This is a genomic window from Burkholderia cepacia, from assembly GCF_001718835.1.
Taxonomy (GTDB): domain Bacteria; phylum Pseudomonadota; class Gammaproteobacteria; order Burkholderiales; family Burkholderiaceae; genus Burkholderia; species Burkholderia cepacia_F.
Window position 1 is genome coordinate 3,685,762 of sequence record NZ_CP013443.1, and the last position, 24,709, is coordinate 3,710,470.

Here is a 24,709-nt window from a genome sequence, read left to right on the forward strand (position 1 = left end):
TTACTCGATCACCTTCGGCACGAGATAGAGGCCGTCCTGGACGGCCGGCGCCGGACGCTGGTTGTCGTCGCGATCGACGACTTCCGTCACGGCGTCGTCGCGCAGGCGCTGCGCGACTTCCTGGATCTGTTCGATCGGGTGGGCGAGCGGCGCGATGCCGGCGGTGTCGACCGCCTGCATCTGCTCGACGAGGCCGAAGAGATCATTGAGCTGGCCGAGCATGTGCTCGGCGTCGGCGTCGGCCATTTCGAGTCGCGCCAGGTGCGCGATGCGTTTCACATCGGTCAGGGTCAGGGCCATGCGATCACCGGAAAAACAAGACTGCGCAATGCATCGAAAGCAGCACTGCGGCGGGGGGTTGGAGGGTGCGATCCCACCCTCAAAAATCGGGGCCGAAGCGGCAAAAATACCGCCCGTTTCGATTCAAATACCGTGAAATTATAAGGTATCATTACGCGTTCGACCCAAACCCGGCAGCCTTTTCCCGCACCGTTTCGCCCCGCTTCGGCAACCCGTGCGTGCTTCGTGCGATCCCCGGTAGACATCACTCGCAGCTTCGTGCGCCGCGGCGGCCGCTTCCGCCACGCTTCCCGAGGCTGTTATTTTTTCCGCTGCCGCCCTCAGCGCTCGCTATGCAGGGCCGGCCCAGAGCGAAACAGGATTCTGAATGTTCGGTTTTTTGCGCAGCTACTTCTCCAACGATCTCGCGATCGACCTCGGCACCGCAAACACCCTGATCTACATGCGCGGCAAGGGCATCGTGCTCGATGAGCCGTCCGTCGTGTCGATCCGCCAGGAAGGCGGCCCCAACGGCAAGAAGACGATCCAGGCGGTCGGCAAGGAAGCCAAGCAGATGCTCGGCAAGGTGCCGGGCAACATCGAGGCGATCCGCCCGATGAAGGACGGCGTGATCGCCGACTTCACCGTCACCGAGCAGATGATCAAGCAGTTCATCAAGACGGCCCACGAGTCGCGCATGTTCTCGCCGTCGCCGCGCATCATCATCTGCGTGCCGTGCGGCTCGACCCAGGTCGAGCGCCGCGCGATCAAGGAAGCCGCGCACGGCGCCGGCGCATCGCAGGTCTACCTGATCGAGGAGCCGATGGCGGCCGCGATCGGCGCGGGCCTGCCGGTGTCGGAAGCCACCGGCTCGATGGTCGTCGACATCGGCGGCGGCACGACGGAAGTCGGCGTGATCTCGCTCGGCGGCATCGTCTACAAGGGCTCGGTGCGCGTCGGCGGCGACAAGTTCGACGAGGCGATCGTCAACTACATCCGCCGCAACTACGGGATGCTGATCGGCGAGCAGACCGCCGAGGCGATCAAGAAGGAAATCGGCTCCGCGTTCCCGGGCTCCGAAGTCAAGGAAATGGAAGTGAAGGGCCGCAACCTGTCGGAAGGCATTCCGCGCAGCTTCACGATCTCCAGCAACGAAATCCTCGAAGCGCTGACCGATCCGCTGAACCAGATCGTGTCGTCGGTGAAGATCGCGCTCGAACAGACGCCGCCGGAACTCGGCGCCGACATCGCCGAACGCGGGATGATGCTGACGGGCGGCGGCGCGCTGCTGCGCGACCTCGATCGCCTGCTCGCGGAAGAAACCGGCCTGCCGGTGCTCGTCGCGGAAGATCCGCTCACCTGCGTCGTGCGCGGTTCGGGCATGGCGCTCGAGCGCATGGACAAGCTGGGCAGCATCTTCTCGTACGAGTGATCGTCTAGGCAGTCTTTCCTGACATGACGCACCCGCGGCGTGGCCGGCTCGCTCATTCAGAACGAACCGCCGCGCCGTTTGCGCGTCTGAGCTTCATTTAACCGATCATTCGCGCCCGGCGCCGACCATGGAATACAGTCCGCCGCCCCTCTTCAAGCAAGGCCCGCCCGCGCTCGCGCGGCTCATCTTTTTCGTCGCCGTCGCGATCGCACTGCTGGTGTCGGACGCGCGCTTCAACACGCTCGAAATCGTCCGCGGCGTGCTCGGCACCGTGCTCTATCCGCTGCAGCGCGTCGCGCTCGTGCCGCGCGACCTGTTCATGGGCGCGGCCGACATCGCCGTCACCGGCGCGTCGTTGCGCCACGACAACGACGATCTCCGCAAGCGCAACCTTCAGCTGTCCACGCAGGCCAACCAGGCCGCTGTGCTCGCGCAGGAGAACGCGCACCTGCGCGCCGTGCTCGAGCTGCGCCAGCACATCGCGACGCAATCGACGCCGGCCGAGATCCAGTACGACACGAGCGATCCGTTCACGCAGAAGATCGTGATCGGCCAGGGTTCGCAGCAGGGCATCCAGAACGGCGCGCCCGTCGTCAGCGAGAACGGCGTGGTCGGCCAGGTCACGCGCGTGTTCCCGCTGCAGTCCGAGGTCACGCTGGTCACCGACCGCGATCTCGCGATTCCCGTGCAGGTGCTGCGCACCGGCCTGCGCAGCGTGATCTACGGCACGCCGAAGGGCGATTCGCTCGACCTGCGCTTCGTGCCGACGAGCGCGGATCTCGTCGTCGGCGACGAGCTCGTCACCAGCGGCCTCGACGGCGTCTATCCGCCCGGCTTGCCGGTCGCGAAGGTCGTACGCGTCGACAAGCTCGCCGATACCGCATTCGCGCGCGTGACCTGCGCGCCGATCGCCGCCGTGCGCGGCGCGCGCCAGATGCTCGTGCTGCATTACCAGAACGACATCCCGCCGCGCCCGGCCGAGCCCGATCCGGCCGCCGACAAGAACGCGAAGGGCGGCAAGAAGGCCGCGAAGGGCGCCGCCAAGGGCGAAAAGGGTGACAAAGGCGACAAGGCGGCCGACGCGGGCGCGAAGCCGGCGGCCGGCGCCGCGGCCCAGCCCGGCGCGACGCCCGCGCCGGCTGCGCCCGCCGCCCCCGCGGCCCCAGCCGCAACGGCCAAGCCCGCCGCGCCCGCGAAGCCCGCGGCCGGGCAACCAGGAGCCCAGCGATGAATCGCCCGCAATACATCCTGCAGCCGGTCAATCCGTACTTCATCGTCTTCAGCCTCGCCGCCGCGTTCCTGCTGAACCTGATGCCGTGGGGCCGCCTGCCCGGCGTGCCCGACTTCGTCGCGCTCGTGCTGCTGTTCTGGAACATCCACCAGCCGCGCAAGGTCGGGATGGGTGTCGCGTTCGCGCTCGGCATCCTGATGGACGTGCATGACGCGGGGCTGCTCGGCGAGCATGCGCTCGCCTATACGCTGCTGTCGTACGGCGCGATCACGATCCACCGTCGCGTGCTGTGGATGCCGATCGGCGTGCAGGTGCTGTACGTCACGCCGCTGCTGGTCGTCGCGCAGCTCGTTCCGTTCGTGATCCGCCTCGTGATGGGCGCCGCGTTCCCGGGCTGGCGCTATCTGGTCGACGGCTTCGTCGAGGCCGCGCTGTGGCCGATCGCGAGCCACCTGCTGCTGATGCCGCAACGCCGCCCGGTCGATCCGGACGATACGCGCCCCATCTGAGCCGCAGCCGCGCCGCCAGGACCTGCCTTGAACCCCCGCCGCCCTTTCGCCCGCCGGACTTTCGCGCGCGGCTCCGCTCGCCCCTGACCGCATGACCGAATTCAACGACACCCAACAGCAGCTCTCGAAGTTCCGCCTGCGCGTCGCGGCGGCAGGCGTGTTCGTGTTCGTCTGCTTCGGGCTGCTCGCGAGCCGCTTCTTCTACCTGCAGTTGATGCAGCACGGCAAATACGCGCTGCAGGCCGAGGAAAACCGCATCTCGGTTGCACCGATCGTGCCGAACCGCGGGATCATCACCGACCGCAACGGCGTGATCCTCGCGAAGAACTATTCGGCCTATACGCTCGAGATCACGCCGTCGAAGCTCGACGACACGCTCGAGAACACGATCGACAAGCTGTCCGAGATCATCCCGATCGACGCGCGCGACCGCCGCCGCTTCAAGAAGCTGCAGGAAGACTCGAAGAACTTCGAGAGCCTGCCGATCCGCACCCGGCTCACCGACGAGGAAGTCGCGCGTTTCACCGCGCAGCGCTTCCGCTTCCCCGGCGTCGACGTGCGGGCGCGGCTGTTCCGCCAATATCCGCTCGGCACGACGGCCGCGCACGTGATCGGCTACATCGGCCGGATCTCGAAGCGCGACCAGGATCGCATCGACGCGATGAGCGACGACAACGACAGCGACCAGGAAAACTACGATCCGCGCCGCGACGCGAACAACTACAAGGGCACCGACTACATCGGCAAGATCGGCGTCGAGCAGAGCTACGAAACCGAGCTGCACGGGCTGACGGGCTTCGAGGAAGTCGAGGTGACGGCCGGCGGCCGGCCGGTGCGCACGCTGTCTCGCACGCAGGCGACGCCCGGCAACAACCTCGTGCTGTCGCTCGACATCGGGCTGCAGCAGGTCGCCGAGCAGGCGTTCGCCGGCAAGCGCGGCGCGCTGGTCGCGATCGAGCCGAAGACGGGCGACGTGCTCGCGTTCGTGTCGTCGCCGAGCTTCGACCCGAACTCGTTCGTCGACGGCATCGACCAGCAGACCTGGGACGAGCTGAACAACTCGACCGACAAGCCGCTGCTGAACCGCCCGCTGCACGGCACCTACCCGCCCGGCTCGACGTACAAGCCGTTCATGGCACTCGCCGGGCTGACGCTCGGCAAGCGCACGCCGGGCTGGGGTTTCCAGGATCCCGGCTACTTCACGTTCGGCGGCCACACGTTCCGCAACGACGTGCGCTCGGGCCAGGGCTGGGTCGACATGAACAAGGCGATCATGGTGTCGAACGACACCTACTTCTACATGCTCGCGCGCGACCTCGGCGTGAACTCGATCGCGAACTTCATGAAGCCGTTCGGCTTCGGCCAGATCACCGGGATCGACATCCAGGGCGAGGCGCGCGGGATCCTGCCGTCGACCGACTGGAAGAAGAAGGCGTTCAAGAAGGCCGCGCAGCAGAAGTGGTTCGACGGCGAGACGATCAGCCTCGGGATCGGCCAGGGCTACAACTCGTTCACGATCCTGCAGCTCGCGCACGCGACCGCGACGCTCGCGAACAACGGCGTCGTGATGAAACCTCACCTGGTGAAGGAAGTCGAGGACCCGATCACGCGCGGGCGCCGCCTGACCGTGCCGAAGGAAAGCGAAGTGATCCCGCTCAAGCAGGCCGACATCGACGTCGTGAAGCGCGGGATGGAGAACGTGATCGAGAACCCGTCCGGCACCGCGTACAAGGTGTTCCGCGGCGCGCCGTACCTCGCCGCCGGCAAGACCGGCACCGCGCAGGTGTTCTCGCTGCAAGGCTCCAACTACAAGGGTCACCTGCTCGCCGAGCACCTGCGCGACCACGCGCTGTTCATCGCGTACGCGCCGGTCGACCATCCGCAGATCGCCATCGCGCTGGTCGTCGAGAACGGCGGCTGGGGGGCGCAGGCCGCGGGCCCGATCGCGCGCCGCGTGCTCGACTTCTACCTCGTCGATCGCCAGAACCCGCAGAACGAGGCTGCGGCCGTGGCGGCCGCGGCGTCGGCGACCGAACCCGTCAACGCGCCGGTGATCGGCGACGCGTCGAAGGCCGTCACCGTCGCGGCCGGCTTCACGGCGCTGCCGCAGCCGGTCGTGCCGAGCGCGGCCAGTGCGGCGGAAGCGGCGTCGGGCGCATCGGCGCCGGGCGCGAATCCCGCATCGGGCGCGAACGCCGCCGAGCTTTCCGCGCCCGTCACGGCAAGCGCCGCGGCGCCGGCCGCCGCGAGCATGCCGCCGTTCCGGCGCATGCCGCATCGGCCGCACAAGCCGGCCGGCGAAGCGCAGCCGCTCGCCGCCGCGCCACGCAACGACAACCACCGTGCAGCGCCCGCCGCGAAGGCGGCGGACGCCGGCACCGCTCATTAACGGAGAAAGGCATGCAATTCGACAAGCGCGCCTGGCTCGACAAGATCAAGCAGATGTTCGCGGGCTTCGACCGCCCGCTCGCCCTCATCGTGTTCCTGCTGCTGTGCGTCGGCATCGTCACGCTGTACAGCGCGAGCATCGACATGCCGGGCCGCGTCGAGGATCAGCTGCGCAACATCCTGCTCACGTTCGTGCTGATGTGGGTGATCGCCAACATCCCGCCGACCACGCTGATGCGTTTCGCGGTCCCGCTCTACACGTTCGGGGTCGCGCTATTGATCGCGGTCGCGCTGTTCGGGATGACCAAGAAGGGCGCGAAGCGCTGGCTGAACGTCGGCGTCGTGATCCAGCCGTCGGAGATCCTCAAGATCGCGACCCCGCTGATGCTCGCGTGGTACTACCAGCGCCGCGAAGGCGGGCTGCGCTGGTACGACTTCGTCGCCGCGTTCGGGATCCTGATGGTGCCGGTCGGCCTGATCGCCAAGCAGCCCGACCTCGGCACCGGCCTGCTCGTGTTCGCGGCCGGCTTCTTCGTGATCTACCTCGCCGGCCTGTCGTTCAAGCTGATCGTGCCGGTGCTCGTCGCGGGCGTGATCGCGGTCGGCTCGATCGCCGTGTTCGAAGAACGCATCTGCCAGCCCGAAGTGCAGTGGCCGCTGATGCACGATTACCAGAAGCACCGCGTGTGCACGCTGCTCGACCCGACTTCCGACCCGCTCGGCAAGGGCTTCCACACGATCCAGGCCGTGATCGCGATCGGCTCGGGCGGCGTGCTCGGCAAGGGCTACCTGAAAGGCACGCAGGCGCACCTCGAGTTCATTCCGGAGAAGCACACCGACTTCATCTTCGCGGTGTTCTCCGAGGAATGGGGGCTCGTCGGCGGGCTCGTGCTGCTGACGCTTTACATGGCGCTGATCGCACGCGGGCTCTACATCGCCGCGCAGGGCGCGACGCTGTTCGGCCGTCTGCTCGCGGGCTCGCTCACGCTCGCGTTCTTCGTCTATGCGTTCGTCAACATCGGGATGGTGAGCGGCGTGCTGCCGGTCGTCGGCGTGCCGCTGCCGTTCATGAGTTACGGCGGTACGGCGCTCACGACGCTCGGCATCGCGATCGGGATGATCATGAGCGTCGGGCGGCAGCGGCGGTTGATGAAGAGCTGACCCGCGCGGAAAATCAACCCGAAGCGGCGCATCATGCGCCGCTTTGTCATTGCAGCGGCGCCTCGTGCGCCGCTTCGTCATTGCGGCGGCGCCGCGCCGGCACCGCCGCCGCTCGCCGGACCCTGCGCCTTCACGCGTTCGCTGAGCTCCTTGAATTTCAGCCCGGCCGTCTCGTCGCCCTGCGCGGCCGCCGCCGCGTAATACGCCCGCGCGATGTTCAGGTTCTGCGCGACGCCGTCGCCGCCGCGCTCGTAGAACGACGCGGTCACGTACTGCGCGGTCGGCTCGCCCGCGTCGGCGGCCTGCTTGTACCACGCGAACGCCTGCCGGTTGTCGCGCGGCGTGCCGCGCCCGTCGAGGAACTGGTTCGCGAGCGACAGCTCGGCCTGCACGTGCCCCTGCTTCGCCGCGCGCAGGAACCAGCGGTGCGCTTCGGCCGGATTGCGCGCGACGAACTCGCCGTCGTCGAACATCCGGCCGTACACGTATTGCGCATGCGACATGTTCGCCTCGGCCGCGCGCTTCAGCCAGCGCAACCCTTCGTCGACGTTCGCGGTCACGCCTTCGCCCGTCAGCAGCATCATCGCGTAGTTGAATTGCGCGAGACGATCGCCGCGCTCGGCCGCGTCGCGGAACTGCACCAGCGCCGCCCGGAAATTGCCCGCGTTGTAATCGGCGATCGCGGACTCCGTCTCGCGCGCCGGCTCCGGCTGCGCTCGCGCGCCCTGCGCGAACGCCGCGCCGCAGACGGCCCACAGGCCGAGCGCCGCGCCGCCCGCCCGCAGCGCGCGCGCGCAGTTGCGGCGACACGCGCCGGCGCTTGCGCTCATGACCGTACCTCCTGCAGCGCCTGCCGCGTGGCGCGCAACAGCCAGCTGACGTCGGCCGACAGCGAAATGACCCGGTAGCCGGCGTCACGGTATTGCCGCGCCGCGGCAGTATCGCCCGCGAAGATGCCGACCGCGACGCCGGCCTGCCGGCCGGCCGCGAGCACGCGCGCCATCGCGGTTTCGACGTCCGGGTGGCGGATATCGCCGAGATGCCCGAGGCTCGCCGCGAGATCGGCCGGGCCAACGAACAGGCAGTCGACACCGGGCAGCGCCGCAATCCGCTCGACTTCGTCGACGCCGCGCGCCGATTCGATCTGCACGATCACCGCGACCTGCGCGTTCGCCGTCTGCACGTAATCGCGACGCATCCCGAATGCCGCCGCGCGCACCATGCCCGCGACACCGCGCAGCCCGTCCGGCGATTCGGGCGACGGATAGCGCGTCAGCCGCACCGCGTGCGCGGCGTCTTCCACGGTTTCGATGTTCGGAAACATCAGCGTGCGCGCGCCGGCATCGAGCGCGCGCTTCACGAGCCACGGCTCGCGCGCCGGTACGCGGACGACGGGTTCGCTCGGCAGATGGGCGGCCGCGATCGCGCGCAACTGCGATGCAACATCGCGGCTGTCGTTCGGCGCGTGCTCCATGTCGATGCAGAGCCAGTCGTAACCGGCATGCGCGAGCGCTTCCGCGGCCGAGTCGCTGCCGAGCGACAGCCACAGGCCGTACAGCGGATCGTCGCCGTCGCGCAGGCGTTGTTTGAGGGAATTGGTGAGCGTGCTCATCGATACGGCCTCCTAGACGGAACGGCAATCGAACGGGACAAGCAACGGGCGGGACGGGGCGCGACGCGCCGGGCTGCGCCGGCGGAACCGTTCAGCGGCGGCGCAGGCGCAGAAACGCCGACGCGTTTTCCGGCGCCACGCAACGATCATAGCGCGGCACGCGGCGGAATGTGGGAAGGAGCGGAACGGCTAGGGCCTGTTCACGCTAATAACGGGCTTGCGCTGGCCGCCAGAAGGGCCGAGCGCGAGGAATGCGACGCAGCGAATACTGGACGTATTCGCAAGGAGCATGACGCGGCGATCGGCCCTTCTGGCGGCCAGCCCCACAAATGATTTTCAAAAATCAGGGGAACGTGCCTTTCCGCCCGCATTGCGGCGTCGTGCGTCGCTTGTTTGGCACGGCCAAACGGCGCTCCTTACTCCTTGCACTGCGACCGGCAAGGCACGTTCGCAAGCCCGTTATTAGCGTGAACAGGCCCTAGGGGATTACCGCCATGGACCGCGGCGGCAGTCCGCGCCGACCGGGCGGCGCTGCCGCGCCGGGAAGCTCAGCGGCCGGGCTGGCGCTCGACGTCGGCCCAGCAGTTCGGCGTTTCGTACAGGCGCACGCGCTCGAGCCGCAGGTTCACGCCGTAGTGCGCGTCGTACACGTTCGCGAGGATGTCGAACGCGATCGCCGCGAGGTTCTCGACGGTCGGGATCCGGTCGATCACGACCGTCTTGTGGTCGGCCATCTGCTCGAGGAACGAGCGCACGACCTCGTCGCGGGCGTAGACCAGGAACGCGTGGTCCCACTTGCCGACCAGGTGCTCCATCGCGAGCGCCTTCACGTCGGCGAAATCCATCACCATGCCGCGGTCGGGCGCCCCCTCGGTATCGACGAGATCGCCGCGCAGCGTGACTTCGAGCACGTAGCGATGACCATGCAGGTTCCGGCACTGGCTGCGGTGATCGGGAATGCGGTGGCCCGCGTCGAATTCGAGTTTTCGGGTAATCAGCACGATGTCAAAAGCCGTGGCTCAGGGAATGTTCAGATATTTGTGGGTCTGCATCGACAGCCGCCACTGCGGATGACGCTTGCACCAGTCGATCGCGAGCTTCGTATTCAGGTCGCGCGACGGACCGTCCATCGGCTGGACGAGGAAATACTCGAAGTCGAGCTTCGCGTAGTCGGCCAGCCGCTGGTTGTCCTGCGGGATCACGACCTTCAGTTCGTTGCCCTTCGTGACCACGAGCGGCGCGTCGGCCTTCGGGCTCACGCAGATCCAGTCGATCGATTCGAGCACCGGCAGCGAACCGTTGGTCTCGATCGCGATCTCGAAGCCGGCCGCGTGCAATGCGTCGACGAGCGGCTGGTCGAGTTGCAGCATCGGCTCGCCGCCCGTGCAGACGACGAAGCGGTGCGCCTCGCCCTCCGGCCACAGGCCGGCGATCGTCGCGACGAGCGCTTCGGCGTCCTTGAACTTGCCGCCGTTCTCGCCGTCGGTGCCGACGAAGTCGGTATCGCAGAAGCGGCACACGGCCTCCGCACGATCCTCTTCGCGGCCCGACCACAGGTTGCAGCCGGCGAACCGGCAGAACACGGCCGGCCGGCCCGCGTTCGCGCCCTCGCCCTGCAACGTGTAGAAAATTTCCTTGACCGCGTAAGTCATCGTGCTTCGTCCGGCTCGCGCCGCTCGTTGTCGATCAGTTCATCATTGTGCGCCGCCGGCGCGCGGGCGTCACAGCGGCGCTTCGGTCACCCGCTCGCCCTTCAGGTAAGCCTCGTAGCCGCGCTTGCGCAGCTTGCAGGCGGGGCATTCGCCGCAGCCGAAGCCCCATTCGTGCAATTCCGCGCGCTCGCCCACGTAGCACGTGTGCGTCTCGACGCGGATCAGTTCGACGAGCGCTTCGCCGCCGAGCTGCTCGGCGAGCTGCCACGTCTGCGCCTTGTCGAGCCACATCAGCGGCGTCTCGAGCACCATGCGCGTGTCCATCCCGAGGTTCAGCGCGACCTGCAGCGCCTTCATCGTGTCGTCGCGGCAATCGGGGTAGCCCGAGAAGTCGGTCTCGCACATTCCGCCGACCAGCACACGCAGCCCGCGACGATAGGCGATCGCCGCGGCGATCGTCATGAACATCAGGTTGCGGCCGGGCACGAACGTATTCGGCAGGCCGTTCGCGGCCGTCTCGATCTCGATCGTGCGCGTCATCGCGGTATCGCTGATCGCGCCGAGCACCGACAGGTCGATCATGTGATCGTCGCCGAGCCGGTCCGACCATGCAGGAAAATCGCGCTTCAGTGCTTCGCGCACGCCTTCGCGACATTCGAGCTCGACACGGTGGCGCTGGCCGTAATCGAAGCCGAGCGTCTCGACCGTCTGGTAGCGTTCCAGCGCCCAGGCCACGCACGTGGCCGAGTCCTGCCCGCCGGAAAACAACACGAGCGCGCCGTCTTTAGCGTCTGTCCGAATCACCGTGATACTCCGTGAATGTGTAGGCTCGCGTCGCGCTGCGCCCCGGGGCCGGCTGCCGCCGGGCGGCCCGACGCGTGCCGGCCTGGGCCGGCTCGACCAGTATAGGCAGCGCAATCGGCCGCGAACGCGGCGGAGCGCTTATACCGCCCATCGCGCGGCATCGTTGCCGCGCGCCACGGCGACGCCACGCTGGCAGCCTGCCGTGCGCATGAAGCGATGCGCTAAGTTATTGAGCGGACACGGATTTTATCATGCCCTCACCAATACTGCCGGGCACGCGCGCCCCACGAACCCATCACGCAAACCCCACCACAAACGAAAAACCCCAAGAACCTTCCGATTCTTGGGGTTTTAATTCTGGTGGCCTGGGACGGAATCGAACCATCGACACGCGGATTTTCAATCCGCTGCTCTACCAACTGAGCTACCGGGCCAACGAAGAATGAAAGTATATCGAGCTATCCGTACCTGAGCAAGTGTTTTCGCAAAATATTTTATACGGCGCCTTCGGACGGCTTCTTGCCGAGCTCGACACCGAGCTGCTTGAGCTTGCGATACAGGTGCGTGCGCTCGAGGCCCGTCTTCTCCGCGACGCGCGTCATGCTGCCGTTCTCGCGCGCGAGGTGATATTCGAAGTACGCGCGCTCGAACGCATCGCGCGCTTCGCGCAGCGGGATGTCGAACGGGATCGCGGCCGTCTGGCCCGCGAGGCCGAGTGCCGAAGCCATGTCGTCGCCGAGCGTCGGCAGCGCGGCCGCGGATGCGACCGCCGCGGGCCCCGCCGCCTGCCCCGCACCGGCCTTCGCCGCCGCGTTCGCGGACACCGGCGCCGCACCGCGTGCGAGGCCGTGCTCGACGGACTTCAGCAGCTTCTGCAGCGCGATGGGCTTCTCGAGGAAATCGAGCGCGCCGATCTTCGTCGCCTCGACGGCCGTATCGATCGTCGCGTGCCCGGACATCATGATCACGGGCATCGTCAGCAGCCCCTGCGCCGCCCACTCCTTGAGCAACGTCACGCCGTCGGTATCCGGCATCCAGATATCGAGCAGCACGAGATCGGGCGCCTGATTCAACCGGTATTCCCGCGCGGCCTGCGCGTTCTCCGCCGCCTCGACGACATGTCCTTCGTCGCTGAGGATCTCCGAGAGCAATTCCCGGATGCCCATTTCATCATCTACCACCAGGATGGTTGCCATTTACGCTGCCTTTGTCTGCTCACTTGCTTTTGTCTTGGCGGGAACCGTCCCGTCCTGCACGCCCTGTACGCCATGCCCGGCGTCCGGCGCATCGCTCGCCATCTGCAGGAACAGGATCGACACCTGCGCACCCTCGACGGTCTCGCCGTGCATGCGGTTGCGCAGATCGATCCGCGCACCGTGCTCATCGACGATTTTCTTGACCGTAGCCAACCCCAGCCCCGTGCCCTTCGCCTTCGTCGTCACATAAGGCTCGAACGCGCGGGTCAGGATGCGCGCCGGAAAACCGGGCCCGTTGTCGGACACGGTAAGACGTACCGCGACGCGCGTTTTGCCCTCGGCGTCGGGATCGCCATATTCTACTGTCTTGGTTTCGATCAACACACGCGGATGCGCCCGACTCCGCGACCGAATCCTGCGCATTCTGCAGCAGGTTGTGAATCACCTGGCGCAGTTGCGTCGCGTCGCCGCGAATCACCGGCAGCGACGACGGCGCGAGCTCGGCGACGATCGCGCTCTTGCCTTCGCCCACCCCGTACAGCCCGAGCACCTCGCTCGCCAGTTCGTTCAGCTGCAGGTTCGCGAGCACCGCCGGCGGCGTGCGCGCGTATTCGCGGAAATCGTCGACCATCCGCTTCATCGCGGCCACCTGGTTGACGATCATCGTCGCGCCGCGCTTGAGCACATCGGCGTCGGGCGGCGCGAGCTTGTCGGACAGCTTCATCTGCAACCGCTCCGCCGACAGCTGAATCGGCGTCAGCGGATTCTTGATCTCGTGCGCGAGCCGGCGTGCGACCTCGCCCCACGCGACCGAACGCTGCGCGGAAATCACGTCGGAAATATCGTCGAACACGACGACGTACCCGGACGTCTGCGGATCGTCGGCCTGCCCCTCGATCGTCGACACGAGGCGCGTGCCGCGCACGAGCAGCGTCAGCGGATCGGCTTCGCCCGGCACCTCGATCGCGAACTGCTGCTGCCAGTGGCCGCGATCGCCGCTGCCGCCGTCGGATGCCGCCTCGCGATCGGCGAACGCCTTGCGCACCATCGCGCCGAACCCGGCGGCCACGCCGATCCGGTCGAGCGTCGTGCCGATCAGCGCGTTGAACGGCTGCCGGAAGATCCGCTCGGCGCCGCGATTGGCCGTCGTCAGCCGGAACTGGCGGTCGAGCACGAACACGCCGGCCGTCAGGTTCGCGAGGATGCTCTCGAGATACGTCTTCGAATGCTCGAGCGCGACGCGGTTCTTCTCGACCGCGAGCCGCGCCTCGGACAACTGGCGCGTCATCGCGTTGAACGACTGCGTGAGGAAGCCGAGCTCGTCGCGCGTCTTGATCTCGCGCTTCGGCGTGTAGTCGCCTTCCGTGATCTCCTTCGTGCCCTGTGCGAGCAGGAACAGCGGCCGCGCGAGCTGCTGGCCGAGCGCGAGCGCGAGCATCATCGCGATGAAGGTCGCGAGGAACAGCGCGAGCGTCAGCGTGCCGATGTACATCTTGCGCAGCCCCGTGCGGCCGAGCGCCTTTTCCTGATACTCGCGATACGCGCGCTGCACCGCATCGGCGTTGTGGGCAAGGGTGGGCGGCACCGGCTGCGTAAGCTGCAGGAAGCGCTCCGCCGGCTGCAGCAGCGATGTCGTCGCATCGGGAATCGGCCGCACGACGCGCAGCCGCAGCGCGCCCTTCGCGCCGTGCGCGCGCGGGTCGCCGTCGACTTCGCCCTCGATCGCCGCGTACGCGCCGTGTTCGCGCGCCTGGCTCAGCATCAGCGGCGTCGGCAGGTCGTCCGGAATCAGCGCCGCGAAATTGCCCGACGCCTGCGCGACGATGTGCAGGTCCGGGGCCGCACCCGAGCCGCCGCGGCTCGGCTCGACGATCGTCGCGTCCTGCACGCCGAACTGGTCACGCAGCCGCAGCAGCGTGAGCGTCGTGCCGTTCGTGTTTGCGTCGGCGCTCGCGAGCTGGTCGGACATCAGCCGCGCCTTCGTCTGCAGATCGGACAGCGACGCATCGAGCATCCCGCGGCCGAGATTCAGGCCGGCCGTCAGCGCCGTCTCGACGTTCACGTCGAACCACGACTCGATGCTGCGCGACACGAACTGGTACGACACGATGTAGATGATCCCGCCCGGCACCACGCCGACCAGCGCGAAGAACACCGCGAGCTTCGCGAGCAGCCGCGTGCCGAACTTGCCCTTCCTCAGGCGCACGACGATCATCCCGATCAGCCCGAGCACCACGAGCAGGAACACGAGCGCGACGACGATGTTCGTCGCGTACAGCCACGAGTAGTAGCGATCGAAGAATTCGGTGTTCGCGCTCGCGGCCGCGAGCAGCACGAGCAGCAGCAGCGCGGTGAGCGCGACGGTCGAGACGATCACCCGAACGAGGAGGCTCTTCCCGCTGGCCGCGCGGCGCACTTTATTTAGCACGTTCGGTCACCGTGAAGTTGAAGCGCTTCCAGTCCGACCCGAGCGTCCAGTCGCGGTTGTTTACCGCATCGACCTGGAACGGCTTCGGCATCAGCGCCGTATCGAGTTGCATCCGCACCGATGCCGTGTAGGTTTCGCCCGAGCGCACCTGGCTGCGGTCGATCACGTGCCACGACGTGATGTGCCTGACGACTGCAAGCGCGTCCTTCAGCGACGGGAAACCGAGCTGCAGGCCGCCCGTCGACACGCGATACTCGCGCGTGAGCGGCTGGAACGACAGGCGGATCGTCTGCGACACCGATACCGGCTGTTCGTCGAGCCAGTACCAGCGCGCGCGGCTCAACTCGAAATCCGTCGTGAAATACACCGGAATGCCTTTGTTGACGGCATCCTCGAGGCTCGGGTTCAGCTCGAAATCGAAGCGGGCGTCGAGGCTCCAGCCGCTTCCGTCGGCCTGGAGCGACGCGCGCTGCACGGCGATCGACTCGGCATGCGCCGGCCGGACGACAGCCAGGCACAGCGTCAACGCGACCATCAGGACGGCCGCGAGCCGAAGTGGAAAAAGGTGTTTGATCGTCACCGTTTCTGAAACCGCGCGTAGAAAAATCCGTCGTGATCGGTGTTCTGGTCGAGTGCGCCGGCGGCCGCCCCTCCCTGCACTCCGCCCGGCAGCAGCTGGCCGGGGGCGTCCAATCGTACCGCATCTTCACAGGCCGCTTCAAACCAGCGGGCCTGCAATTCGCCCTCTTCGGGGAAGACCGAACAGGTCACGTAAAGCAGTTCGCCGCCCGGTTTCACGAGCGGCCACAACGCCGACAGGATGCGGCGCTGTTCCGCGACGAGCGCCGGAATGTCGGCCTCGCGGCGCAGCCAGCGAATGTCCGGGTGACGACGCACGATACCGGACGCCGAACACGGCACGTCGGCCAGGACACGATCGAACGGGCGGCCGTCGTACCACGCGTCGGGCGCACCCGCATCGCCGACACGCACGTCCGCCGCGAGCGACAGCCGCACGAGGTTCTCGCCGATCCGTGCCGCGCGCGCGGCGTCGCTTTCCAGCGCAACGACTTCCGCATCGGCGAGTTCGAGAATATGACCGGTCTTGCCGCCGGGCGCCGCGCATGCGTCGAGCACGCGCATGCCGTCGCGCGCGCCCAGCCATTCGGCGGCAAGCTGCGCGCCCGCGTCCTGGACGGACACGACGCCGTCGGCAAACCCCGGAATGCGATCGACCGGCAGCGCCGACGTGAGCCGCACTGCATGCTTGCCGATCGCGGTCGCGTCGATTCCGCTTGCCCGCAGCGTATCGAGATACGCGTCGACGCTCGCGCGGCGCGCATTCACGCGCAGCGTCAGCGGCCCCTGGCGCTCGCCGGCCGCGAGGATCGCCTGCCAGGCGTCGGGCCATGCGCGCTTCACCGAATCGACCCACCACGCGCGGTAATTCCAGCGCGCGACGACATCGTCCTGCAGCGCCGCGACGAGCGCGTCGCGCTCGCGCAGGAAACGGCGCAGCACCGCGTTGACCATCCCCTTCGCGAACGCGCATTCGCGGCGGGCGCCGATCACGGTCACGGCCTGGTCGACCACCGTGAACGGCGGATACGCGGCGGCGTCGCCTTCATCGAGCAGCAGCGCGAGCGCGCCGGCAAGGACTGCGTGCACGTGCGCGGGCGGCGCCTTGCTGACGAGCCGGCCGATCAGCCAGTCCGCACTGCCGAGGCGGCGCATCGTACGGTAGGCGACGTCCTGCGTCGCGCCGCGCGCGAGTGCCTGCGTGCCGGACGCCATCTGCGCGAATACCGCCGAAAGTGCCGCCGGCAGCGCGGTGCCGCGACGCACCGCATCGACCGCCTGCGCGGCCGCGTCGAGCGCGAAGCCGAGCGAATCGGGCGCGAGATGCAGCGCGGACAGGCGAGCCGGGCGGCCGGACGAAGGTTTGGCGGAGGTGCGGTTTCGTGTCATCGGATCGAGGCGTCGGCAAGCAACGGGAGCCGCGGCGGCTGCGTGGCCGCCGCGATCCCAAACCGGGCATTGTAGCGTGGGCGCATACGCACCCATTTTCGGGACGCACAAGTAGAACACCCCGCAGCGCATGCGGGGTGAGGCAAAGCGTGTGCGTCCATTGCCGCGCACGAGGCGGCAGGGACGCTTAGTCGAAACGGCCCGTACGCGCCATCTCCATCAGGCGCGCGATGCGCTCCTCGGTAGCCGGGTGCGTCGAGAACAGGTTCTGCAATCCGCCACCGTGCAGCGGATTCATGATCATCATCTGCGCCGTGGCCGGATGGGCTTCCGCCGCCTGGAACGGAATGCCTGCCGCATAGCGATGGATCTTGTCGAGCGCGGTCGCGAGCGACTGCGGATCGCCGGAAATCTGCGCGCCGCCCCGGTCGGCCTCGAACTCGCGTGCCCGCGAGATCGCCATCTGGATCAGCGCGCCGGCGATCGGCGCGAGCAGCGCGACCGCGATGCCCGCGATCGGGTTGGCCGGGCGGCCGTTCTCGTCGCGCCCGCCGAAGAACATCGCGAAGTTCGCAAGCGCCGAGATCGCGCCCGCCATCGTCGCGGTGATCGTCGAGATCAGGATGTCGCGATGCTTCACGTGTGCGAGCTCGTGCGCCATCACGCCGCGCATCTCGCGCTCCGACAGCACGCGCAGGATGCCCGTCGTCGCGGCGACCGCCGCGTGCTCGGGGTTGCGGCCGGTCGCGAACGCGTTCGGCGCATCCTCGTTGATCAGGTAGACGCGCGGCATCGGCAGGTTGGCGCGCGTGGCCAGCTCGCGCACCATCCGGTAGAACTGCGGCGCCGTGTTCTCGTCGACTTCCTGCGCGTTGTACATGCGCAGCACCATCTTGTCGGAGAACCAGTACGAGAAGAAATTCATGCCGAGCGCGAACAGCAGCGCGATCGTCATGCCGCGCGAGCCGCCGATCATCCCGCCGATCACGATGAACAGGGCCGTGATCGCGGCCATCAGCATCGCCGTTTTGACCCAATTGAACATACCCACTCCTTGTCCGAATGCAGCACCCGCCGGATGCCTCGAGGGGCGCGGCGGAAAATTGTAAGCGATTTGTTAGATAAGGTCTTGCCGGAAAAATTCAATCTCAGCGTTGCGATGCCGCAAGACGAAGGCCGAGGCCGACGAAAGCGCTGCCGACCGTGCGGTCGAGCCACTTCCTGACACCCGGCTTGCCGGAAAAACGGCGCGTCACGCTGCCCGCGACCCAGGCGACGAGGCTGGTCCACACCGTGCTCATCGCGACGAACACCCCGCCGAGGGTCAGGAACGCCCATGCCTTGTGCGGGCTGTCGGCCGACACGAATTGCGGGAAGAACGACACGAAGAACAGCACCACCTTCGGGTTCAGCACGTTGGTCCAGAAACCCTGCATGAACAGCTGGCGCAGCGGCTTCGCGGCCGCGACCGGCGCAGCCCGCGCCGTATCGGCCCCGGCCGCCTGCTTCGCGATGATCATCCGCACGCCGAGGTAGATCAGGTAGGCGGCGCCAACCAGCTTGATCACCGTGAACGCGGCAGCCGATGCCGCGAGCAGCGCGGTCAGGCCGAATGCGCAGGCGAGCGCGTGCACGCAGCAGCCGGCCGAAATGCCGAACGCCGACATCAGCCCCGCGCCGCGGCCCTGCGCGACGCTGCGACCGACGATATAGGCCGTATCGGGGCCGGGCGTGACGTTCAGCAGGAAGACCGCCAGCACGAAGAAGCCGAAATGGGTGATGCCGAACATGAAAACCTCGAAACCGGAGAGCGCAGGGAAATTCTACGCGCGCCTGCCGCGCCGCGCGACTCGGCCGTCCGGCCGATTGCGCACGCCCGGCAGGCCGTGTCGAATGGCGGTCAGGACGCGTCGGGAAGCGTGAAACGCTGGCCCGCTGCGAGCGGCGAACCGGCCAGGAACTCGCGGGCGGGCAGCCGCTTGCCGCCCGGCTTCTGCAACTGCGTGACGCGCAGCGCACCGCTGCCGCACGCGACGACCACGCCCTCCGGCGCGGCCTCGACGATCGTGCCGGGCAACGCGTCGCCGCACGCCGCCACGGGCTCGGCCGCCCACAGCTTGATCGCCGCGCCATCGAGCGTCGCGACGCCGCCCGGGAACGGATCGAACGCGCGCACCTGGCGCGCGAGCACGTCGGCCGGCTTGCGCCAGTCGAGCGCCGCTTCGTGCTTGCCGATCTTTTCCGCGTAGGTCACGCCGTCGGCCGGTTGCGGCGTGGCCGGCAGCACACCGTCGCGCTCGAGCCGCACGAGCGCGTCGACGATCAGTCGCGCACCTTCGGCAGCGAGCCGGTCGTGCAGGGTCGCGGTCGTCTCGTCCGGCGCGATCGCGATGCGCGCCTCCTCGATCATCGCGCCGGTGTCGAGGCCGATGTCCATCTGCATCAGCGTGACGCCCGTCTCGGCGTCGCCGGCCTCGATCGCGCGGTGGATCGGCGCGGCACCGCGCCAGCGCGGCAGCAGCGACGCATGGATGTTGATGCAGCCGCCACGCGGAATGTCGAGCACCTCCTGCGGCAACAGCAGGCCGTATGCGGCGACCACCATCACGTCATGCGGAGTCGAGCGCAGCAGCTCGATCGCGTCGGCCGCCTCCGCCGGGTACTTGCCCGCGCGGCGCAGCGACGGCGGCTGCGCGACGGGCATCCCGTGCTCGACAGCGTAGCGCTTCACCGCGCTTGCCTGCAGCTTCATCCCGCGCCCGGCAGGGCGATCGGGCTGGGTCAGCACGAGCGGCACCGGAAAACCGGCCTCGTGGATCGCGGCCAGGGCAGCCGCGGCAAATTCCGGCGTGCCGGCAAAAATCACGCGCAACGTATGGGTCATGACAGCTTTCGGGGTCGGGCAGGGCAAACGCGCGTCACATCGCGCGTTCGAGTTTCTTCATCTTCGTCTTGATGCGCGTCTGCTTGAGCGGCGACAGGTATTCGACGAACACGCGCCCCATCAGGTGATCCATCTCGTGCTGGACGCACACGGCCAGCAGGCCCTCGCAGTCGAGCTCGAAGGTCTCGCCCTGCTCGTTGAGCGCGCGCACGCGCACATGATCGGGACGCTCGACTTCGTCGTAGATGCCGGGCACCGACAGGCAACCCTCTTCGTAGATCTGCTTCTCGTCGCTCGACCACACGATCTCGGGGTTGATGAACGCGCGCAGCTCGTTCTTCTCCTCGGAGACGTCGATCACGATCACGCGCTCGTGCACGTCGACCTGCGTGGCCGCCAGGCCGATGCCGGGCGCTGCGTACATGGTTTCGGCCATGTCGGCGACGAGCTTGCGGATCCGGTCGTCGACCTTGTCGACGGGCTTTGCGACCTTGTGCAGCCGCTTGTCGGGGTAATGAAGAATATTGAGTAAAGCCATGGCGTTCGGTATTCGGTAAATCGGCGGTTCGCGTCGGCCATCCGGCCGACTGGCCCAGCCGCCGGGATGCAATGAAGATGAGGCGGACGCGCGGCGAATCAATGCCGCGGATCATGCCTCCTGCAATTGGCCGGGCGCCTGCGCGCGGCCCTGTCGAGTATTTCGGATGATGAAAATTTTATCATGGCGCCACGCGGTCCGCTGGCCGCCGCATTCGAGGGGCGCCTCATGTCGCCGCAAGCGCTGACCACCTCCGCGCTGCGCGCGTGGCTGCAGCTCGCGCATGCGCCCGGCCTCCCGCCCGCCGTGCTGCAGGCACTGCTCGACGCGTTCGGCTCGCCGCGCGCGCTCATCGACGCGCCGGACGACGCGATCGCCGCCGCAACCAGCCCCGCCGCCGCGCAGGCCGTCCGCGCGAGCGAACGCGGCGACCTCGACGCACGGGCCGCCGCGGCGCTCGCGTGGCGCGACGCGCCCGGCAACTGCATCGTCCCGCTCGGCGATCCCGCGTATCCGCCGCGGCTGCGCGACCTGCACGATCCGCCGCCGCTGCTATATGTAAAGGGCCGGCTCGACCTGCTGCACGCGCGCGGCCTGGCCGTGGTCGGCAGCCGCCACGCGACGCCGCAAGGGCTCGCCGACGCGACGCGCTTCGCCCGCGAGCTGTCCGACGCCGGGCTTCCGATCGTGTCGGGCCTCGCGCTCGGGATCGACGGCGCCGCGCACCGCGGCGGGCTCGACGGCCGGTCAGGCACGGTCGCGGTGATCGCGACCGGCGCCGATCTCGTCTATCCGGCGCGACACCGCGCGCTCGCCCACGAAATCGCCGCTCACGGCGCGATCCTGTCGGAATGGCCGCTCGGCACGCCGGCCCGCGCCGCCCACTTCCCGCAACGCAACCGGCTGATCGCCGCGCTCGCGATCGGCGCGCTCGTCGTCGAGGCCGCCCCGCGCTCCGGCTCGCTGATCACCGCACGGCTCGCGAACGAACTGGGGCGCGATGTATTCGCGATGCCGGGCTCGATCCACGCGCCGCTCGCGCAGGGCTGCCATGCACTGATCCGCGACGGCGCGAAGCTCACCGCGACGCCCGAGGACGTCCTCGACGAATACGGGCTGCGCACGGAATCGCCGGGCGACGCGTCGCCGGCCGCGGCGACATCCGGCGACGCGACCGAGCAGGCCGTCCTCGCCGCGCTGGGATACGGCCCCGTCACCTACGAATGGCTCGCCGAACACAGCGGCCTGGCCGACGACGTGCTGCACGGCGCGCTGCTCGCGCTCGAGCTGGCCGGTCGCGTCGCGAGCGTCCCCGGCGGACGCTTCGTCCGGCTCGGCGGCCCGGCCGCGCCGCAGCTTGCGTGCGGCGTGCTACATTCCCCCGCATAGGAGCGGCCACGCCGCCGACGATATCCAAGGAAATCCATGCCCGCGCTGAACCTCGACACCGATGCGGATCGGATCGCCGAGCGCCTCGCCGATCCCGGCACGTTGCTCGTCGCCTGCCTGTGCGCCGAGTGGTGCGGTACGTGCCGCGACTACCGGACGGCCTTCGACCAGCTCGCCGACGCGCATCCGGACGCCTGCTTCGCCTGGATCGACATCGAAACGCACGCCGACCAGCTCGACGATCTCGACGTCGAGAACTTCCCGACGATCCTGATCGAGGATACCCACACCGCACGCTTCTTCGGCACGGTGCTGCCGCATGCGGCGATCGTCGAGCGGATGCTGTCCGACCTGAGCGCGGTACCCGGTGCGCCGCACGCACCGAAATTGCGCAACGTCCTGACCGTCGAAGCCTGAGCCGCGTGCCGGTGCCGCGGTATTTCGCGCGAAAGCGCGCCCTGCTGCGCCGCACGCTTGCCGCCGTCACGCCCCCCCTCTATGATGAGCCGCTTTTTGCACGCCGAGCCGCCGTCGCGTCGGCGTGTGCTATAAAGCGGTCGTTAAAGGGACCCACAACCGGCGAACCCGGTCTACCAACACACACCTGTCATGTCCAAAGCACTGATCATTGCGGAAAAGCCTTCTGTCGCGAACGACATCGCACGCGCTTTGGGCGGCTTTACCAAGCATGACGAGTATTACGAGAGCGACGATTTCGTCCTTTCGTCCGCTGTCGGCCACTTGCTGGAAATCGCCGCCCCGGAAGAGTACGAGGTCAAGCGCGGGAAATGGAGCTTCGCGCATCTGCCCGTCATCCCCCCGCATTTCGACCTGAACCCGATCGCTAAAAGCGAATCGCGTCTGAAAGTGCTCACGAAGCTGATGAAGCGCAAGGACGTCGACCGCCTGATCAACGCATGTGACGCGGGGCGCGAGGGCGAGCTGATTTTCCGCCTGATCGCGCAGCACGCGAAGGCGAAGCAGCCGGTTCAGCGCCTGTGGCTGCAGTCGATGACCCCGCAGGCGATCCGCGACGGCTTCGCGAACCTGCGCAGCGACACCGACATGCAGCCGCTCGCCGACGCCGCACGCTGCCGCTCGGAAGCCGACTGGCTCGTCGGGATCAACGGCACCCGCGCGATGACCGCGTTCAACAGCAAGGGCGGCGGCTTCTTCCTGACGACAGTCGGCCGCGTTCAGACGCCAACGCTGTCGATCGTCGTCGAACGCGAAGAGAAAATCCGCCGCTTCATCCCGCGCGACTACTGGGAAGTGAAGGCGGAATTCGCATGCGCGGGCGGCTTCTACGAAGGCAAGTGGTTCGACCCGAAATTCAAGCGCGACGAATTCGATCCGGAAAAGCGCGACTCCCGCCTGTGGAGCCTGCCGGCTGCCGAAACGATCGTCGCCGCGTGCCGCGACCAGGTCGGCACGGTCTCGGAGGAATCGAAGCCGTCGACGCAACTGTCGCCGCTGCTGTTCGACCTGACGAGCCTGCAGCGCGAAGCGAACAGCCGTTTCGGCTTCTCCGCGAAGAACACGCTCGGTCTCGCGCAGGCGCTGTATGAAAAGCACAAGGTGCTGACCTACCCGCGTACCGACGCGCGCGCGCTGCCGGAAGACTATCTGTCGACGGTCCAGTCCACGCTCGAGATGCTCAAGGAGAGCCACAACTACCTGCCGCATGCGAAGCAGGTGCTCGACAAGGGCTGGGTGAAGCCGAACAAGCGCATCTTCGACAACTCGAAGATCAGCGACCACTTCGCCATCATCCCGACGCTGCAGGCGCCGAAGTCGCTGTCCGAGCCGGAGCAGAAGCTGTACGACATGGTCGTGAAGCGCTTCCTCGCCGTGTTCTTCCCGGCCGCCGAATTCCGTGTCACGACGCGGATCACCGAAGTCGCCGGCCATCACTTCAAGACCGAAGGCAAGGTGCTCGTCGAGCCGGGCTGGCTGCAGGTGTACGGCCGCGATGCCGAAGGCGCGGACGCGAACCTCGTGCCGGTGCAGAAGGACGAGAAGGTGAAGACGGACGAAATCGCCGCCGTCGCGCTCGTCACGAAGCCGCCCGCACGCTACTCGGAAGCGACGCTGCTGTCCGCGATGGAAGGCGCGGGCAAGCTCGTCGAGGACGACGAGCTGCGCGAAGCCATGGCCGCGAAGGGCCTCGGCACGCCCGCCACGCGCGCGGCGATCATCGAAGGGCTGCTCGGCGAGAAATACCTCGTGCGCGAAGGCCGCGAACTGATCCCGACCGCGAAGGCGTTCCAGCTGATGACGCTGCTGCGTGGGCTTGACGTGAAGGAGCTGACCGCGCCGGAACTCACCGGCGAATGGGAGTACAAGCTGTCGCAGATGGAGCGCGGCAATCTCGGGCGTGACGCGTTCATGCAGGAGATCGCCCGCATGACGCAGCAGATCGTCAAGCGCGCAAAGGAATACGATTCCGACACGATCCCCGGCGACTACGCGACGCTCGAGACGCCGTGCCCGAACTGCGGCGGCCAGGTGAAGGAAAACTACCGCCGCTTCGCGTGCACGAAGTGCGAGTTCTCGATCTCGAAGATTCCGGGCAGCCGGCAGTTCGAGATCGCGGAAGTCGAGGAGCTGCTGCGGGAAAAGACGATCGGCCCGCTGTCCGGCTTCCGCAGCAAGATGGGCCGCCCGTTCTCGGCGATCCTCAAGCTCTCGTTCGACGACGAGACGAAGAACTACAAGCTCGAGTTCGATTTCGGCCAGGATACGGGCGGCGAGGAAGGCGAGGCGCCCGACTTCTCCGCGCAGGAGCCGGTCGGCGCGTGCCCGAAGTGCAAGGGCCGCGTGTTCGAGCACGGGATGAGCTACGTGTGCGAGCACTCGGTGGCCAACCCGAAGACGTGCGACTTCCGCTCGGGCAAGGTGATCCTGCAGCAGGAAATCACGCGCGAGCAGATGGGCAAGCTGCTGGCCGACGGCCGCACGGACCTGCTGCCGAGCTTCAAGTCGTCGCGCACCGGCCGCAACTTCAAGGCGTTCCTCGTGAAGCAGCCGGACGGCAAGATCGGCTTCGAGTTCGAGAAGAAGGAACCGAAGGCCGCCGCCGCGAAGAAGACTGCGAAATCGGCGACGAAGGATGCCGAAACCGTGACGGAAGGCGCCGACGAGAAGCCGGCTCCAGCCCGCAAGACCGCTGCGCGCAAGACGACGACGCGCAAGACCGGCTCGTAAGGGCTTGCCGCCCGGCGCACCCCGCGCCCGG

The 24,709-nt window shown here is 67.7% G+C and carries 21 protein-coding genes, 1 tRNA gene and 1 pseudogene; 8 read left to right on the forward strand and 15 right to left on the reverse strand.

The window, feature by feature from the left end:
* Positions 1-300: an Asp-tRNA(Asn)/Glu-tRNA(Gln) amidotransferase subunit GatC gene (gene gatC, locus WT26_RS20205; RefSeq protein ID WP_059667172.1), complete on the reverse strand. Its 300-nt coding sequence runs from the start codon at positions 298-300 to the stop codon at positions 1-3.
* 367 nt (positions 301-667) lie between these two features.
* Here gatC and WT26_RS20210 point away from each other — a divergent pair, with 367 nt between their 5' ends.
* The 5 genes from WT26_RS20210 (at position 668) to rodA (ending at position 7,000) form a co-directional block, all read left to right on the forward strand.
* Positions 668-1,711, forward strand: coding sequence for a rod shape-determining protein (locus WT26_RS20210; protein ID WP_004189550.1), 1,044 nt, complete (start codon positions 668-670; stop codon positions 1,709-1,711).
* Between the two features lie 127 nt (positions 1,712-1,838).
* A complete protein-coding gene (gene mreC / locus WT26_RS20215; protein WP_069273648.1) occupies positions 1,839-2,942 on the forward strand; it encodes a rod shape-determining protein MreC in 1,104 nt (367 codons plus the stop codon).
* Entirely contained in the window at positions 2,939-3,451 is a 513-nt protein-coding gene (gene mreD, locus WT26_RS20220) for a rod shape-determining protein MreD (RefSeq protein ID WP_009687274.1), read from the forward strand. Before mreC ends, mreD begins: the two co-directional genes overlap by 4 nt.
* A gap of 91 nt (positions 3,452-3,542) precedes the next feature.
* On the forward strand, positions 3,543-5,840 hold the full coding sequence (gene mrdA, locus WT26_RS20225; protein WP_069273649.1) for a penicillin-binding protein 2: 2,298 nt from the start codon (positions 3,543-3,545) through the stop codon (positions 5,838-5,840).
* A gap of 11 nt (positions 5,841-5,851) precedes the next feature.
* Positions 5,852-7,000, forward strand: coding sequence for a rod shape-determining protein RodA (gene rodA / locus WT26_RS20230; RefSeq protein ID WP_059521089.1), 1,149 nt, complete (start codon positions 5,852-5,854; stop codon positions 6,998-7,000).
* 77 nt (positions 7,001-7,077) lie between these two features.
* On the opposite strand, the gene WT26_RS20235 is transcribed toward rodA, so the two are convergent.
* The 14 genes and pseudogenes from WT26_RS20235 to def form a co-directional block, all read right to left on the reverse strand.
* On the reverse strand, positions 7,078-7,830 hold the full coding sequence (locus WT26_RS20235; protein ID WP_069273650.1) for a tetratricopeptide repeat protein: 753 nt from the start codon (positions 7,828-7,830) through the stop codon (positions 7,078-7,080).
* Positions 7,827-8,612, reverse strand: a complete 786-nt coding sequence (locus tag WT26_RS20240; protein WP_069273651.1) for an HpcH/HpaI aldolase family protein — start codon at positions 8,610-8,612, stop codon at positions 7,827-7,829. The genes WT26_RS20235 and WT26_RS20240 overlap by 4 nt, the downstream gene beginning before the upstream one ends.
* Positions 8,613-9,160: 548 nt before the next feature.
* Positions 9,161-9,613 (reverse strand): 6-carboxytetrahydropterin synthase QueD, encoded by a 453-nt coding sequence (gene queD, locus WT26_RS20245; protein WP_021163975.1) that lies wholly within the window; start codon positions 9,611-9,613, stop codon positions 9,161-9,163.
* 18 nt (positions 9,614-9,631) lie between these two features.
* Positions 9,632-10,264 (reverse strand): 7-carboxy-7-deazaguanine synthase, encoded by a 633-nt coding sequence (queE, locus tag WT26_RS20250; protein WP_021163976.1) that lies wholly within the window; start codon positions 10,262-10,264, stop codon positions 9,632-9,634.
* Positions 10,265-10,333: 69 nt separating this feature from the next.
* Complete coding sequence (queC, locus tag WT26_RS20255; RefSeq protein WP_059521092.1) at positions 10,334-11,068, reverse strand: 7-cyano-7-deazaguanine synthase QueC; 735 nt, start codon at positions 11,066-11,068, stop codon at positions 10,334-10,336.
* Between the two features lie 358 nt (positions 11,069-11,426).
* Positions 11,427-11,502, reverse strand: a tRNA-Phe gene (locus WT26_RS20260).
* 60 nt (positions 11,503-11,562) lie between these two features.
* The gene (gene esaR / locus WT26_RS20265; RefSeq protein WP_021163978.1) at positions 11,563-12,264 is read right to left on the reverse strand and encodes a response regulator transcription factor EsaR; all 702 of its coding nucleotides are present in this window, start codon (positions 12,262-12,264) and stop codon (positions 11,563-11,565) included.
* A pseudogene (esaS, locus tag WT26_RS20270) lies at positions 12,265-14,692 on the reverse strand (sensor histidine kinase EsaS).
* Positions 14,682-15,272, reverse strand: coding sequence for a DUF4390 domain-containing protein (locus tag WT26_RS20275; RefSeq protein ID WP_021163980.1), 591 nt, complete (start codon positions 15,270-15,272; stop codon positions 14,682-14,684). The pseudogene esaS and the gene WT26_RS20275 overlap by 11 nt, the downstream one beginning before the upstream one ends.
* Positions 15,269-16,660, reverse strand: a complete 1,392-nt coding sequence (rsmB, locus tag WT26_RS20280; RefSeq protein ID WP_069273652.1) for a 16S rRNA (cytosine(967)-C(5))-methyltransferase RsmB — start codon at positions 16,658-16,660, stop codon at positions 15,269-15,271. Before rsmB ends, WT26_RS20275 begins: the two co-directional genes overlap by 4 nt.
* A gap of 187 nt (positions 16,661-16,847) precedes the next feature.
* Positions 16,848-17,705 carry a zinc metalloprotease HtpX gene (htpX, locus tag WT26_RS20285; RefSeq protein ID WP_006485774.1) on the reverse strand — a complete coding sequence of 286 codons (858 nt, stop codon included), beginning with the start codon at positions 17,703-17,705 and terminating at the stop codon, positions 16,848-16,850.
* A 103-nt stretch (positions 17,706-17,808) separates the two neighbouring features.
* Positions 17,809-18,450 carry a LysE family translocator gene (locus WT26_RS20290; RefSeq protein WP_069273653.1) on the reverse strand — a complete coding sequence of 214 codons (642 nt, stop codon included), beginning with the start codon at positions 18,448-18,450 and terminating at the stop codon, positions 17,809-17,811.
* Between the two features lie 110 nt (positions 18,451-18,560).
* Positions 18,561-19,544, reverse strand: a complete 984-nt coding sequence (gene fmt / locus WT26_RS20295; protein WP_069273654.1) for a methionyl-tRNA formyltransferase — start codon at positions 19,542-19,544, stop codon at positions 18,561-18,563.
* A gap of 34 nt (positions 19,545-19,578) precedes the next feature.
* Positions 19,579-20,082 (reverse strand): peptide deformylase, encoded by a 504-nt coding sequence (gene def, locus WT26_RS20300; protein WP_011353573.1) that lies wholly within the window; start codon positions 20,080-20,082, stop codon positions 19,579-19,581.
* 183 nt (positions 20,083-20,265) lie between these two features.
* Here def and dprA point away from each other — a divergent pair, with 183 nt between their 5' ends.
* The 3 genes from dprA (at position 20,266) to WT26_RS20315 (ending at position 24,678) form a co-directional block, all read left to right on the forward strand.
* Positions 20,266-21,471: a DNA-processing protein DprA gene (gene dprA, locus WT26_RS20305; RefSeq protein WP_069273655.1), complete on the forward strand. Its 1,206-nt coding sequence runs from the start codon at positions 20,266-20,268 to the stop codon at positions 21,469-21,471.
* A 36-nt stretch (positions 21,472-21,507) separates the two neighbouring features.
* Positions 21,508-21,888: a thioredoxin family protein gene (locus WT26_RS20310; protein ID WP_021159864.1), complete on the forward strand. Its 381-nt coding sequence runs from the start codon at positions 21,508-21,510 to the stop codon at positions 21,886-21,888.
* A gap of 192 nt (positions 21,889-22,080) precedes the next feature.
* A complete protein-coding gene (locus tag WT26_RS20315; protein ID WP_069273656.1) occupies positions 22,081-24,678 on the forward strand; it encodes a DNA topoisomerase III in 2,598 nt (865 codons plus the stop codon).
* Positions 24,679-24,709: the final 31 nt, after the last annotated feature.

Coding starts and splice junctions, on each gene's coding strand:
- WT26_RS20290 (WP_069273653.1), bottom strand. CDS start 18,450: ATGTTCGGCATCACCCATTTCGGCTTCTTCGTGCTGGCGGTCTTCCTG.
- rsmB (WP_069273652.1), bottom strand. CDS start 16,660: ATGACACGAAACCGCACCTCCGCCAAACCTTCGTCCGGCCGCCCGGCT.
- queE (WP_021163976.1), bottom strand. CDS start 10,264: ATGACTTACGCGGTCAAGGAAATTTTCTACACGTTGCAGGGCGAGGGC.
- mrdA (WP_069273649.1), top strand. CDS start 3,543: ATGACCGAATTCAACGACACCCAACAGCAGCTCTCGAAGTTCCGCCTG.
- gatC (WP_059667172.1), bottom strand. CDS start 300: ATGGCCCTGACCCTGACCGATGTGAAACGCATCGCGCACCTGGCGCGA.
- htpX (WP_006485774.1), bottom strand. CDS start 17,705: ATGTTCAATTGGGTCAAAACGGCGATGCTGATGGCCGCGATCACGGCC.
- dprA (WP_069273655.1), top strand. CDS start 20,266: ATGGCGCCACGCGGTCCGCTGGCCGCCGCATTCGAGGGGCGCCTCATG.
- rodA (WP_059521089.1), top strand. CDS start 5,852: ATGCAATTCGACAAGCGCGCCTGGCTCGACAAGATCAAGCAGATGTTC.
- WT26_RS20310 (WP_021159864.1), top strand. CDS start 21,508: ATGCCCGCGCTGAACCTCGACACCGATGCGGATCGGATCGCCGAGCGC.
- mreD (WP_009687274.1), top strand. CDS start 2,939: ATGAATCGCCCGCAATACATCCTGCAGCCGGTCAATCCGTACTTCATC.
- mreC (WP_069273648.1), top strand. CDS start 1,839: ATGGAATACAGTCCGCCGCCCCTCTTCAAGCAAGGCCCGCCCGCGCTC.
- WT26_RS20235 (WP_069273650.1), bottom strand. CDS start 7,830: ATGAGCGCAAGCGCCGGCGCGTGTCGCCGCAACTGCGCGCGCGCGCTG.
- WT26_RS20210 (WP_004189550.1), top strand. CDS start 668: ATGTTCGGTTTTTTGCGCAGCTACTTCTCCAACGATCTCGCGATCGAC.
- esaR (WP_021163978.1), bottom strand. CDS start 12,264: ATGGCAACCATCCTGGTGGTAGATGATGAAATGGGCATCCGGGAATTG.
- fmt (WP_069273654.1), bottom strand. CDS start 19,544: ATGACCCATACGTTGCGCGTGATTTTTGCCGGCACGCCGGAATTTGCC.
- def (WP_011353573.1), bottom strand. CDS start 20,082: ATGGCTTTACTCAATATTCTTCATTACCCCGACAAGCGGCTGCACAAG.
- WT26_RS20240 (WP_069273651.1), bottom strand. CDS start 8,612: ATGAGCACGCTCACCAATTCCCTCAAACAACGCCTGCGCGACGGCGAC.
- WT26_RS20315 (WP_069273656.1), top strand. CDS start 22,081: ATGTCCAAAGCACTGATCATTGCGGAAAAGCCTTCTGTCGCGAACGAC.